The organism is Buttiauxella sp. A111, assembly GCF_014189855.1.
GTDB classification, from domain to species: domain Bacteria; phylum Pseudomonadota; class Gammaproteobacteria; order Enterobacterales; family Enterobacteriaceae; genus Buttiauxella; species Buttiauxella selenatireducens.
In genome coordinates this window covers 25232-38748 of the sequence record NZ_BJFN01000010.1, presented here as the reverse complement: position 1 = coordinate 38748, position 13517 = coordinate 25232, and the positions used below count along the sequence as shown (strand labels likewise).

The following is a 13517-nucleotide window of genomic DNA, read 5'->3' as shown; positions in this document are numbered from 1 at the left end:
CTGCTCCATATACGCGGCTACTTATCGATAATTAGCTAGTAGATAACCTGAGTCGGTGCGTTATCCGTACCACGATTATTGCGGTCTGGCGTCGCCGATTGGGTCTTTTTCTCAGGGCTTACCTGAGTCGCGGGTTTGGTTTTACCATCGGCAGGCGGAAAGTACAGAGGCCCTTTAAGACCGCAGCCAGAAAGACTGAAAAGTGCCAGCATAAATGCCAGTGGGCAGAAAATTTTCTTCATTATTGAGATGCCTGTAATCCAATATTCTGTCTTCTATCATCGCAGGTGATCCCTGAAAAGCAATACTCTTTTCTATTCACGGGTGTTGCTTTTATACTGCCCTGAAGACGAACAACTGAGAAAAAGATATGAACGACAGTGAATTTCATCGCCTGGCTGATGGCCTGTGGTCAACAATCGAAGAACGCCTGGATGACTGGGATGGGGACAGCGATATTGACTGCGAAATCAATGGTGGCGTGCTGAGCCTGAGTTTTGAGAACCGCAGCAAAATTATTATCAATCGCCAGGAGCCTCTGCATCAGGTCTGGCTTGCGACCAAAAGTGGCGGCTACCATTTTGACCTGAAAGGGGATCTCTGGATTTGCGATCGCAGCGGCGCTGAGTTTTGGGCGTTGCTGGAAGAGGCTTGCACGCAGCAAGCCGGAGAGCCGGTTAGTTTTAGCTAGCTTTAGCTATTGCTGTACTGTTGAAGCAGCGGTGTTGAGCTATCGTCATGATTAGCTGGCGTCGCTGCTGTGATAGCCTGGTTGCGGAACGGAATGATCTGAGAGCGCCCATCCACTTTCACAATCTGATAAAACTGCGGCAGGTTGAAGTTGATAAAGCTTGAGCCGTAGGTAAAGCGATCGTGCGACGATGAGTAGAAACGGCTAACGTCACGCACTAAATCTTCTTTGCTACCTTCGCAGTGGTGATATACCTCTGCCCGGTTGCTCTCATCAAGAATGTAGATATTGAATCCTTGATCCTCATTCGCTTCTTCAAAGAAGAATTGAATGATCCCTTCGCTGGCAAACCCATCGACCACCGACGGCAGTTGAACCTGGTTGGTTTCAACTTGCACTGACAAACCATGCAGTTTGTTATGCGAAATCGCGCCGTAGAACTCGACCGCATTTTCTAGTTTTTGCACCGATACGCTTAGACGTTCGAAGAACAGTCCCCACGTTTGGCCAGAGATCCGCAACGCTTTAAAGCGGCCAGGCTCCTGGCGAGTGCTCGACAAACGGAAGTCGATACATTCAGAAACCAGTTGCTGTACTCGAGTGCGGATTAGCCCACGCAGATGCTGGCTATAGCAGAAAACTTCAACGCTATCAGGTGGCGCCGCATCCTGGTGCATTTTGCCCAGAATCGTTTTCAGGGCTTCAATCATGGACTGTTCACCATTGAAGTGCAGCGTACGCACTTCATTCCATGAGTTGCGGTAAAGCAAATCAACGCTTCCCACCAGGCACTGCTGTTGCTGCCCGAAACTGAATACATCCAGCTTACGGAAATCGAAATGAACAACCTGATTGCGGAATGCCGCTGTCGGGTCATATTCGAGGTTAACGATAATAGCTAAATGGCGAATTTCACATGGGCTATACAACGCTTTCGCTGTTGGTGCAGGCAAACGCAGCGGGAAATGGTGCGACACATCGGCAACCATTTCCTGCAGTTTTGGTAAATCACAAATACCGTTGCCCTTAATAAACAGACGGGTGCGGGAAGTCAGCAAGCCATTGAAGTAGGCCCATGCCACCAGCTTATTAAGATAACGGTTATATTCCAGCGGTTGATGGCTGATGATGGAGTCCATGTTCGGCGCACGGTTGTACAGATACCAGCCTGAACGGTTGGCACGGCCCGGCGGCACATGGATAAAGGTCAGATTGGGTTCAGACAGATCAGGGGAGATCTGTGGGTTAACCAATGTCACTTTGCCCGGCAGCGCTTCAAACGCCGCATACAATTTACGGGTTAAAACACCAATATCTTGTGGGCTTGCACTGACGCTCAGATTATTGCGGCGCGCGAAACGAATCAGGTTGCGATAGCTTTGCATCATCGCATCCAGAAGCTCGTTATGTGCATCACGAACCTGGTCTATTTTCCAGTTGGCGCGGTTATCCAGCATCGCCAGGCGTGCTTCGTCCCAGCCCCAATCTTTGACCAGTTGGCTTAATACTTCACGACGCCAGCCAACGCACGCACGTTCACGGGAAAGTTTTTCGCACACTTTGAGATAGAAGCAACGGCGCACTAAATCCAGACGTGCGTTGTCTTCGATTTGCGAAAGATAGTGGGTTACTCGTTCCAACATCATGCAATACGGATCAAGCCCGAAAGAGACTATCTCACCATCATGCAAACGTTGTTTGATGTCTTTTGCCAGCAAACGCGTGTTTGGATATTCCCAGGAATAAGCTTCCAGCAGCAGCGTTTTCAGCACCGCTTTATAAGGGGAGTCGATACTTTTATAGAGCTGCCAAAGGCTGGCACCAAAGTACTCTTCAGCCGAAAGGGAACTTAAACCACCGAGATCAAGCCACTCGTTTGGTGTGAGCACGCCCTGAGAATAGAGACTCATCACGTAATCGTCGTAATGATCTTCTTCATCACCCGGAACCATACTCCAGAGAATACGTTTCCCGGCCAGGCGCACCGCAGTACGATAAAATTCATCCAGCAACAAGATGTGTTGTGTAGAACCACAATCTTCGCCGCCCAGGCTGCCACTTTCATTGTGGCGGAAGCGGTTTTCGTCAATCAGGAAGAAGCTGACTTCAACACCTAAGGATGCTGCCCAGCTTTCCAGCACACTACATTTGCGTTGCAGTAACTGGCGCTCGTCGTTATCGAGCCAGGACTGGTGACACACCCAAATATCCAAATCGGATGAACAGCTCTGCCCAACGGACGAGGTGCTGCCCATTGAATAAAGACCTGTAATAGGTAATTCACCCAGATCGGTTTTCTGCGGCGGCATGCCACGCATCAATTCGAGTTCGTTTAGGTAGTGGCGTTGGGTTTCATCAGGCGTGTAGATGCAAATGCCATGTGGAACGTTACCCTCAAGGTAACCTGGCATCAGCGGGTGATGATAATGTAGCAATGTTGGCAGAAGACTGTAGACCTGTTGGAAAGCAGGCCCCATGGCAGCAAGTGCGCGATCTACACGCAGTTGGTTAATGGCATCCAGTCTCTGTTTAAGAGTCTCAATATAGAGGTACAAGACATATCGCCTGATGGTTTCAGTATTTCGAAAAAACCCGTTTCCCGGTTGTTGCCTCTATTATAAACGACAAGGCAAAGAATTGCTGGAAACGTGATCAATTTAACACCTTGCTGGTTGACCGTAAAGAAAGATGCGCTACACGCCAAGTTCCTCTCCGGCTCCCTGCTTTATATTCCATAATACGAAAGACATCCCTCTTTTCCGAAAAACCGTTGAAACTGACAGCCTTCCGTGAAGAGTGGTAGGATGGTCAGGGACGATAATTACGGTAACTAGCAATGTTAGACAATGTATTAAGAATTGCCACTCGCCAAAGCCCATTAGCACTTTGGCAAGCACATTATGTCAAACAACGCCTGATGGCGAACCATCCCCAGCTCACGGTTGAACTGGTGCCTATGGTTACGCGTGGCGACATCATTCTTGATACACCGCTGGCAAAAGTTGGCGGCAAGGGATTGTTTGTCAAAGAGTTAGAGCTCGCCCTTCTTGAAGGGCGTGCAGATATCGCAGTGCATTCAATGAAAGATGTACCTGTCGAGTTTCCTGAAGGGCTTGGCCTGGTGACAATTTGCGAGCGCGATGATCCACGTGATGCCTTTGTTTCCAACAATTTCGCCAACCTTGATGATTTGCCGGCTGGCAGCGTAGTCGGTACATCAAGCCTCCGCCGCCAATGCCAGATTGCCGAGCGTCGCCCGGACCTGGTCATTCGTTCATTACGCGGCAACGTCGGCACCCGTTTGGGTAAACTCGATAACGGTGACTACGATGCGATTATTCTTGCCGTCGCCGGTCTTAACCGCCTTGAATTGCAATCCCGCATTCGTTACGCCTTGCCAGCTGAAGTTTCTCTTCCCGCTGTGGGCCAGGGAGCTGTCGGAATCGAGTGTCGCCTTGACGATATACGTACTCAGGAGTTGCTTGAGTCGCTAAATCACGAAGAAACAGCGATTCGCGTCCGCGCAGAGCGCGCCATGAACATGCGTCTTGAAGGCGGATGCCAGGTGCCAATCGGCAGCTATGCCGAATTAAGCAATGGCGAGTTATGGCTGCGGGCATTAGTAGGCGCACCCGATGGTTCAATCCTGGTTCGCGGTGAACGTCGTGGTAAACCAGAAGATGCCGAAGCCATGGGTGTTTCCCTTGCTGAAGAACTCCTTGATAAAGGCGCCCGTGAAATTCTGGCCGCAGTTTATGACGGAGATGCTCCGGCATGACGATCCTTGTCACCCGCCCTTCGCCCGCAGGGGACGAGTTAGTGAGCAGACTGCGCGCACTGGGGCAGGTGGCGTACAGCTTCCCTCTCATCGAGTTTTCCCCAGGCCGACAGTTGGACAAACTGCCGGCAATGCTCGCGAGCCTTTCCGCAGGCGATCTGGTTTTCGTTCTATCGCAGCACGTCATACATTATGCCCAGCCACAATTAAGCCAAAATGCGATGTCATGGCCTGCAAATCTTGCCTGGTTTGCGATTGGACGTACGACTGCATTAGCGTTTCATACAGTCAGCCATTTGCCGGTTCGTTATCCACAAGATCGGGAAACGTCGGAAGTCTTGCTACAATTACCTGAATTACAGAATGTTGCCGGGAAACGAGCGCTCATTTTACGCGGCAATGGTGGCCGTGAACTGTTAGGTGAAACGCTGACAGAACGCGGTGCAGAAGTGACGTTCTGCGAATGTTACCAAAGAAGTGCCAGAATTTATGATGGAACAGAAGAAGCCTTTCGCTGGCGCGAGCGTGGGGTTTCAACGCTGGTCGTGACCAGCGGTGAAATGCTACAGCAACTTTATGCGCTCATTCCCGAATGGTATCGAAAAAACTGGTTACTCCACTGCCAACTCTTAGTTGTTAGTGAGCGTCTGGCAGACCTTGCCCGGGATCTGGGCTGGCAAGATATTCGGGTCGCCGATAACGCAGACAATGACGCGCTGCTTCGCGCGTTACAATAAACTTTAACCTAAGATAATTCGAGTTACAGGAAGGCGGCGACGCACATGCAACTTGGATTTTGACGGGTATACAATAATGGGACGCTACAATGACGGAACAACAGAATACCTCCGCCATGGTTGAAGAGACCACACCTGCGGTGGAAAGCGCACCGCTTCCAGAACAACCACCAAAAAAAAATCGTAATGGTATTGCCGGAATTGCCCTGGGTGCGATTGCCATTGCTATTGCCCTGGCGCTAGGTGGCGGTCTTTACAGTTATGGCAAGCATCAGGCGGCGGCGCAAACGGCCAACACCGATGCCCTGGCAACACAGTTAATCGCCTTACAAAAGCAGCAAGAACAGCAGCAATCAGCGCTGGAAACGACCATCAAGCAGCAAGCGTCGGCTCTCGAAGAGTCGAATCGTCAGCAGGCGAATCTGGCGCGTGAGCTTGATGAAGTACAGCAAAAAGTGGCGACGATTTCTGGAAGTGATGCGAAAACCTGGCTGTTAGCACAGTCCGATTTCCTGGTGAAACTGGCCGGTCGAAAACTGTGGAGCGATCAGGATGTCACTACCGCCGCTGCACTTTTGAAAAGTGCAGATGCCAGCCTTGCTGACATGAATGATCCGAGTCTGCTTGTTGCTCGCCGTGCGCTGACAGATGACATTGCTGCACTGTCTTCTATTACTCAGGTCGATTACGACGGGATTATCCTCAAGCTAAATCAGCTTTCTAATCAAGTCGATAACTTGCGCCTTGCAGACAATAATACCGATGACACGCCGATGGACTCTGATGGTAGCGAGCTTTCAAGCACCGTCACGGAATGGCGTCAGAACCTGGCAAAAAGCTGGCACAACTTTATGGATAGTTTCATTACTATTCGTCGTCGTGATGAAACAGCGGTTCCGCTTCTGGCACCAAACCAGGATGTTTATCTGCGTGAGAATATCCGCTCGCGTCTGCTGGTTGCAGCGCAAGCCGTTCCACGTCATCAGGATGAAACCTATAAGCAGTCGCTGGAGAATGTCTCTACCTGGGTTCGTGCCTATTACGATACCAACGACAGTGTGACCAAATCGTTCCTCGATGAACTGGACTCTCTCAGCCAGCAAAGCATCAATATGGATGTGCCGCAAACGCTGGAAAGCCAACCTTTGCTGGAAAAACTGATGCAGACTCGGGTGCGCAATTTACTCGCTCAGCCCGCTGCGAGTACCGCAGCGCCAGCTCCAGTCCCAACTGAACCTGTACCAGCACCGGTGCCTGCACCGACTCAAGGAGAATAAGCATGATTAAAGTCTTATTACTCTTTCTGTTGTTGATCGCCGGGATCGTCCTCGGGCCGATGCTTGCCGGGCATCAGGGCTATGTGCTGATCCAGACTGACAATTACAACGTGGAAACCAGCGTCACGGGCCTGGTGATCATTCTTATCCTGAGCATGGTTGTGCTGTTCGCCATCGAGTGGCTACTGCGTCGTGTTTTCCGTACCGGTGCTCGTACACGTGGTTGGTTTGTTGGACGTAAAAGCAGCCGTGCGCGTAAGCAAACTAAAGCTGCATTGCTGAAACTGGCAGAAGGTGATTATCAGCAAGTTGAAAAGCTCATGCTGAAAAATGCCGATCATGCGGAACAGCCAGTGGTGAACTATTTGCTGGCCGCCGAAGCTGCACAACAGCGCGGCGATGAAATCCGGGCAAACCAACATCTCGAACGTGCGGCAGAGCTGGCAGACCACGATCAGTTACCAGTAGAAATTACCCGTGTACGCCTGCAACTGGCTCGCAATGAGAATCACGCAGCGCGTCATGGTGTGGATAAATTACTGGAAACGGCTCCGCGTCATCCAGAAGTTCTGCGTCTGGCTGAAATGGCTTATGTTCGTACCGGTGCGTGGGGATCGCTGCTTGATATTTTGCCAGCAATGGACAAAGTACAGGTTAGTGATGAAGCCCATCGTGCAGAGCTTCAGCGCCAGGCCTGGATTGGTTTGATGGATCAGGCGATGGCTGATCAAGGTAACGATGGCCTGAAAACCTGGTGGAAAAACCAAAGCCGTAAAACACGCCACGAGACGGCGTTGCAGGTCGCTATGGCGGAGCATCTCATTGAATGTGACGATCATGACGCTGCGCAGGAAATTATCCTTGATGGTCTAAAACGCCAGTTTGATGAACGTCTGGTGTTGCTGATGCCGCGTTTGAAATCAGGAAACCCAGAGCAACTCGAAAAAGCCCTTCGTCAGCAGATCAAAACTCAGGGCGATCGTCCGTTGCTTTACAGCACACTGGGACAGTTGCTGATGAAGCACGGTGAATGGCAACCCGCATGCGAGGCATTCCGCGAAGCCATCAAACAGCGCCCTGATGCGTTTGATTACGCCTGGCTGGCAGATTGTCTGGATCGTCTGCACCAACCTGAAGAAGCGGCGACCATGCGTCGTGACGGCCTGTTGTTAACTCTGCAAAATAATCCTAATACGTAGTCCACTAAGGGCGAAATCTTTCGCCCTTTTCCCTTTCTCGCTTCCCTTTCTGAAAGCAAAAAAAAACACCCGCCAAAAGGCAGGTGTTAAAACAGGTCTGTATGACAACTAAATGGTGCTTCACTCAACGTTATGTCCATGGTGTTGGATGAGGTCTGAAAGACGACATCTGTCGGTGGACGATAAGCACCGTAAATCGGCTCTGCGTCATTCCTGGGTTTATGAAGCCTAAGCAAACATAAGAAGTGGAATGAGCATCTACAGATATATTATTGCACGATACGTGCCATGTTTGTATTCAAAATTAATATGAGCATGTAATCGTTTTGCATTCAGCATGTTACCGGAGGACTTTCAGGTGCCTGGTCCGTTGCTTTCACTCATTAATCTCATCGCAATAGTGTCTCTTTTTAGAGACATCAATACGCTTTAATAAAATTTTTGTTATTTATTAAATAGTTATAAGTCACCAAACAACGACAATTAAAACCACAATGTCGTGAAATTGAGACTGAGCTAAAGCAATGTTGTCTCACGGCACCAGGCTCAAACCCCCTTCGGAGGTTCTCATCCTCTATAAACTTCAGATGCAAAAAAGCCAACCCGAAGGTTGGCTTTTTCTAAAATTGGTCGGCGAGAGAGGATTACTCGCCACTGCGTGACTCGCCCTGCGGGCCGTTGCTAAGGCAATGTTGTCTCGCTGCGCTCGGCTCAAACCTCCTTCGGAGGTTCTCTTCCTCTATAAACTACAGACGTAAAAAAACCCAACCTTGCGGTTGGGTTTTCTTGAATTTGGTCGGCGAGAGAGGATTCGAACCTCCGACCCACTGGTCCCAAACCAGTTGCGCTACCAAGCTGCGCTACTCGCCGAAATACTGCTTTTACTACTTACTACTTAACTTAGAGATGGTGCGAAGAGAGGGACTTGAACCCTCACGTCCGTAAGAACACTAACACCTGAAGCTAGCGCGTCTACCAATTCCGCCACCTTCGCAATATCACTAAATTAATGGGGTGGCTAATGGGACTCGAACCCACGACAACTGGAATCACAATCCAGGGCTCTACCAACTGAGCTATAGCCACCACTGAAAACTTTTTTGCACGGCCAACTTTCTTAGAAAGAAGTGCCGCCGCAGCTCCAACGCCCTTCTTAATAAAGATGGTGCGCCCGACAGGATTCGAACCTGAGACCTCTGCCTCCGGAGGGCAGCGCTCTATCCAGCTGAGCTACGGGCGCATAGCGCCGTTGCGGGGTCGGATATTACGGCCTTCATGCTCGGCTGTCTAGTGCTTATTTAAATAAAATGCGCATTTGGTCATGCTTTGCACATTCTGATGATTATCCAGCCAATTTCACCCATCAAACTCACTTTATCTGCACACAAAGGGATATTTTAAAGGCGACCGGTATAATGCCAGGCCAGGTAACGCAGCAGTTTTATTTGGCGCGTGATACGGCTCGGTTGCGACAACAAGCGGTAAAGCCATTCCAGACCAAGGTTCTGCCATATTTTTGGTGCACGCTTCACATGGCCCGTAAACACGTCATAGGTACCGCCAACGCCCATATACAACGCATCAGGATGCACCTTACGGCAATCACGCATAAAGATTTCCTGCCGTGGCGATCCCATCGCAACCGTCACAATCGCAGCACCACTGTCGCGAATACGCTCAAACAAAGCTGGCTGCTGTTCCGCGTTGAAGTACCCATCCTGACTGCCGACAATATTCACCTGCCACTGCTTGCGCAGTTTGGCCTCTGTTTGCGCCAGTATTTCCGGTTTGCCACCGATGAGGAAAACCGGTGTGCCTTCTTGCCCTGCGCGCTGCATCAGCGCTTCCCATAGATCAGCACCTGGCACTCGCGACACGACCGCACCGGGGAATTTTTTACGGATAGAACGAACCACGCTTATACCGTCAGCGTATTTGTATTCCGCCTCCAGGATTAGCGTTCGCACTTCTTGCTCACGCTCTGCGGCGAGTATTTTCTCAGCGTTAATCGCCACCAAAGTACCGCAGCGCAGCGAACCATCTGCATAGAGGTAATCCAGAGCGTGCTGCATATCGCGCCAGCCAAGAAGATCCAGGCCACGAATAGCGTATGAAGGTGCTGTAGTCAGTGGACTCATGATATTCCTTGTGATGCATTTTGGGTGCCGGAGGTAATTTTCGGTGAACGCCGTAACCGTTGATGCACCAGCCCCGCACTATCAAATAACCAGTAAAGCAATTTCGCGAGCATCAAACAGACGCCAAATACCATCAGGAAAAACACCACACGTGAAACGAAGGAGTCCAACCCTTCTCGCGCCAGAACAATCATGTTGAAGATCGCCCCGAAGCAGAAACTATGCAAAATGGCCGCTTTGTATTTATTGGTTTCCCGATTGCCCAATTCATATAACCAGTCGAACCATTTGATGATGAGTCCCACCACCACCGCGCCCAGCGGGATAAACCACACTCCGCCCATCACCACCAGCGAGCCAATTAAGGTAGGTGAAATCGCCAGCCCAGAATGGTTGTTGAGAATTTCCCAGGTAAAGTAGTTCGCACTGTTCAGAACGATGCTCGGCCTACCTGGCCATAACCAGGTTGGGATAAAGACATAAAAATCACGCAAGATCGGGGCCAGTCCCTGGAACTCAATTTTGTCGTAATTTTGCAGTAGTAATCCCAGGTTTTCCCATGGAGAGAAGGTATCGCGCGTCAGGTACAAGAAGGTATAAAACGCTTCATCGCCGCTGACGTTCAGACCGTAGCGTTTCAACGCCAGCCAGAACATCCCAACAATGCCAAAGACGCCCGCAGCCACCAGCATCCATAGCGAAATCCAACCGCGGATAATGCCGATGAACAAGAAAATGGCGAATGCGATGATGATATTGGCGCGTGTACCGCCGACAATCATGTAGGTCAGCAGACCAAAGGCTACCGTGCTGACCAGAAAGAACAGCCAGGCTCGCCCATCTTGTTTCAGGAAATAGACCACCAGCATCGCGGGAATAAAGAAGTAGAAGAAACGCTTTAACGCAACGCCCGACACTTCGCTGGAGAATATTTGGCTATAAGAATGCAGCTTAAATAACAAAAATCCATTATGCATAAAGAAGATGCCGACGCTTACCAGCGCCACCACCATCAACATCACCCACGTGAGATGAGTCTCGACCCGGTTCATGGTAAAGACAGGACGCCGAACCGTTGTGGTTCGCTTTTCACGCAGTCGCGTTTTGTAAGCGACATAATAGATACCGTAGAAACACACGGCAGCGAGTTGAGCCTGGAGCAACACATCTGCCGGCACGACTGCCACACCGAAGCGAAACACCAGGGTGCAGGTAAACGGGAAGCCAAAGAAAAACGTCAGCAAATACAGCAGTGAGAAGAACACATTAAAATTGAAACGCACCCGTCGGAATTCCTGGTACGTTAAAATGCCAATGAACATCACTGAGGCAAACCAGACCACAAACAAACCGCCAAATTGCAGCAAACTCATGCGGTTTCTCCTGATGCAATTTCCAGTGCCCGTTTCCAGCCATCGATGTAATTTGGATTAAAGAAGGCGATTTGTTGTTTATCCAGTAAGCGTAGTTGACGCTGCGCTTCGCGCACTATCGACTCATTCAACGGATCGCCCGTAAACAACACCGGGATATGCTGCTCGGTCATGTCCTGCCAGAAAGGATTTTTGCGGCTGAGTACACAAGGGATCCCCGCCTGGATAAGCAAGCAGAGCGTACCGATGCCTTGCTGGCGATCAAAAATGAAATACCCCAGATCGCATTGGCGTAACAGAGCCACATACTCGTTGAAGTCCATTTTTTCCGTTAGGATTTGCAGGTTTTCTTCGCTAAAGAGCGCCCGCCCCGCTTGCTGCACTTCATGAATATAGGCGTCATTATTGCCAGGATACCCCATCGGGACCACGACGCGTACCGTGTCGCCAAACTGGGTATGAATCGCTTTCAACGCTGCAATATGCTGGTTGCTAAGATCGCCGGAATTCCCGACTAACAATGTCATTTTCCCCGTTTTGACGTCTTCGCAAGCGTTACTCTCAGGCAATAAGTCCATTCTTGTTGGGAAATAAATCAGCTCACCCGGCACGCGTGGGTGACGTTCATGGAAATAGTTCAGGTCCCCCCGGGTGGCAAACACGCGCCCGACACGGCCCTGCGCGATGCGACGCAGCAGGTAAAAAGCCCGAAATTTTAAGCTCTTCGAGGCCTCGTAAAGATCAGCGCCCCAAATATGCCAGTACATCTGGGCGGGTTTCAAACCACCGGTCAACAGTGCTATCCACAGCGCACTGTTAAAGTTGCCGTGGAAGAAAAAGCGTTGTTGGCGGTTAGCTCGAGCTTTTACCACAACAGCCTGCGCCAGCGCTTTTTTGGTGGGATAAAGCGTTATGGCAAGCGCAGGAAAAGCGGAAAGCAAAGCGTCGTCCTTTGACACCACCATAAACTGGCGTGCATGCGGATTTGAGACAGCCAGTGCGTCATTGAAGAAACGCAGTACCGTTTGATTATGATGCGGGATATCCGATCCCAAAACGTGAATCAGTGTCGTCATGCTCGTCTACGATAAATGAGAAAAACGCTGCAACAGAGCGTGAAGTAAATGATGTACGTTGCCATATAGGCCTGCGCGGCCCCCAGAGCACCATGCGCAGGTATAAGCCAATGTGAAAAACCGGTCAATAATGTGAACTGGCTGATTTCCGTCAAGATATAGAAGCGAAGCGAGGCTTTCGCTATCACTAAATAACCAAATACGTACGAACCCACTTTCAGCACATCCCCCACCAACTGCCAGGCAAAGAGATCGCGCATCGCGATGAATTTATGTGAAAAAAGTAACCAGATAGCAAAGTCGCGCAATAGCCAGACGGTGAAACTTGCCAGAGCCACCGCGGGCAGCACGAATTTCAGCGAACGAACAATCTCGCGACTAATATCAGATTTGTTGGTTAAGCGTGAAAGCGTTGGCAACAGATAGACGCTAAACGAAGCGGTGATAAATTGCAGATAGGCATCTGAAATACTGCTCACCCCCTGCCAGATTCCAACATCATCCCAGCTGTAGTGCGCGGCAAGCAGGTTACGCATCATCACGTAAGCCACGGGTAACGTCACGGACGTAATCAACGCCATGATCGTGAACTTACCCAGGCTGCTGGCGTAAACCTTATCCCACTGCGGTTTCAGATAACCAAACGGGACGTGTTCACGGCGAACCAGCATGATTCCCGCTGGAATAAGCACCAGTGCAGGAACTAACGCAAGCCCCAATAACGCTCCCTGATAACCGCCCAGACGATAACAAAGGTAGTACGCCATCACACCGATAATACTGCCGCCAATCAGCGCCAGCGCGTTACCCGCAGCGTCTCGAAACCCTTTCATGATTGCCAGCGACAAGTTCGCCCAGGCGATCCCCATCTGCACTAACGCCACCAGGCGCACGAGCCCCTGGTAATTTTCATGCCCAAATAACCCAAGGCTAATGGGTTTTGCCGCCACAACAAAAATGATGGCTAAAAGCGTCGAGAAGCCAAGCACCATCGCTGATGACGTGCCAATCACCTTGCGTAATTGTTCGGGTTGATCGTGATATTGCGCGACGTATTTTGTCACGCCGTTGAAGATCCCCGCCCCGGCAAGCACGCCTAATACGGTAACCATCTGGCGGAAGTTACCAGCCTGCCCAACCCCACTCGGGCCAAATGCCACAGCAAGCAGCTTCACCACCAGCAAACCGGCAGCAATTTTTACCAGTGTGGACCCTGCGGTCCACACCGAAGCTTTCGCGAGTGACATA

At 50.5% G+C, this 13517-nt stretch carries 11 protein-coding genes, 4 tRNA genes and 1 other RNA gene; 5 read left to right on the top strand and 11 right to left on the bottom strand.

The annotated features are described in order from the left end of the window. Window positions 1-35: 35 nt before the first annotated feature. Window positions 36-242: a lipoprotein gene (locus BSPA111_RS21125; RefSeq protein ID WP_183273101.1), complete on the bottom strand. Its 207-nt coding sequence runs from the start codon at window positions 240-242 to the stop codon at window positions 36-38. A gap of 128 nt (window positions 243-370) precedes the next feature. On the opposite strand from BSPA111_RS21125, the gene cyaY reads away from it, so the two are divergent. Then, on the top strand, window positions 371-691 hold the full coding sequence (gene cyaY / locus BSPA111_RS21120) for an iron donor protein CyaY (RefSeq protein WP_183273100.1): 321 nt from the start codon (window positions 371-373) through the stop codon (window positions 689-691). Between the two features lie 2 nt (window positions 692-693). Here cyaY and cyaA read toward each other — a convergent pair whose 3' ends face one another. Beyond that, entirely contained in the window at window positions 694-3246 is a 2553-nt protein-coding gene (gene cyaA, locus BSPA111_RS21115) for a class I adenylate cyclase (RefSeq protein ID WP_183273099.1), read from the bottom strand. A 281-nt stretch (window positions 3247-3527) separates the two neighbouring features. Here cyaA and hemC point away from each other — a divergent pair, with 281 nt between their 5' ends. The 4 genes from hemC to hemY all read left to right on the top strand — a co-directional run bounded on the left by hemC (window position 3528) and on the right by hemY (window position 7682). After that, window positions 3528-4469: a hydroxymethylbilane synthase gene (gene hemC / locus BSPA111_RS21110; protein WP_183273097.1), complete on the top strand. Its 942-nt coding sequence runs from the start codon at window positions 3528-3530 to the stop codon at window positions 4467-4469. Continuing rightward, complete coding sequence (gene hemD, locus BSPA111_RS21105; RefSeq protein WP_183273095.1) at window positions 4466-5206, top strand: uroporphyrinogen-III synthase; 741 nt, start codon at window positions 4466-4468, stop codon at window positions 5204-5206. The genes hemC and hemD overlap by 4 nt, the downstream gene beginning before the upstream one ends. A gap of 89 nt (window positions 5207-5295) precedes the next feature. After that, window positions 5296-6483, top strand: coding sequence for a uroporphyrinogen-III C-methyltransferase (hemX, locus tag BSPA111_RS21100; RefSeq protein ID WP_183273094.1), 1188 nt, complete (start codon window positions 5296-5298; stop codon window positions 6481-6483). Window positions 6484-6485: 2 nt separating this feature from the next. After that, window positions 6486-7682 (top strand): protoheme IX biogenesis protein HemY, encoded by a 1197-nt coding sequence (gene hemY / locus BSPA111_RS21095; RefSeq protein ID WP_183273092.1) that lies wholly within the window; start codon window positions 6486-6488, stop codon window positions 7680-7682. 627 nt (window positions 7683-8309) lie between these two features. Here hemY and BSPA111_RS21090 read toward each other — a convergent pair. From BSPA111_RS21090 to wzxE, 9 genes are all read right to left on the bottom strand, one after another. After that, a non-coding RNA gene (locus BSPA111_RS21090) (RtT sRNA) lies at window positions 8310-8439 on the bottom strand. Window positions 8440-8475: 36 nt separating this feature from the next. Continuing rightward, window positions 8476-8552, bottom strand: a tRNA-Pro gene (locus tag BSPA111_RS21085). 37 nt (window positions 8553-8589) lie between these two features. Next, a tRNA-Leu gene (locus BSPA111_RS21080) sits at window positions 8590-8676 on the bottom strand. Window positions 8677-8692: 16 nt separating this feature from the next. Beyond that, a tRNA-His gene (locus tag BSPA111_RS21075) sits at window positions 8693-8768 on the bottom strand. Between the two features lie 77 nt (window positions 8769-8845). Beyond that, window positions 8846-8922, bottom strand: a tRNA-Arg gene (locus BSPA111_RS21070). Window positions 8923-9079: 157 nt separating this feature from the next. Beyond that, window positions 9080-9820 carry a lipopolysaccharide N-acetylmannosaminouronosyltransferase gene (gene wecG, locus BSPA111_RS21065; RefSeq protein ID WP_183273090.1) on the bottom strand — a complete coding sequence of 247 codons (741 nt, stop codon included), beginning with the start codon at window positions 9818-9820 and terminating at the stop codon, window positions 9080-9082. Beyond that, window positions 9817-11193 carry an ECA oligosaccharide polymerase gene (gene wzyE / locus BSPA111_RS21060; protein ID WP_183273089.1) on the bottom strand — a complete coding sequence of 459 codons (1377 nt, stop codon included), beginning with the start codon at window positions 11191-11193 and terminating at the stop codon, window positions 9817-9819. The genes wecG and wzyE overlap by 4 nt, the downstream gene beginning before the upstream one ends. Then, complete coding sequence (locus BSPA111_RS21055) at window positions 11190-12269, bottom strand: TDP-N-acetylfucosamine:lipid II N-acetylfucosaminyltransferase (RefSeq protein WP_183273088.1); 1080 nt, start codon at window positions 12267-12269, stop codon at window positions 11190-11192. The genes wzyE and BSPA111_RS21055 overlap by 4 nt, the downstream gene beginning before the upstream one ends. Continuing rightward, complete coding sequence (gene wzxE, locus BSPA111_RS21050; protein ID WP_183273086.1) at window positions 12266-13516, bottom strand: lipid III flippase WzxE; 1251 nt, start codon at window positions 13514-13516, stop codon at window positions 12266-12268. Before wzxE ends, BSPA111_RS21055 begins: the two co-directional genes overlap by 4 nt. Window position 13517 lies beyond the last annotated feature (1 nt).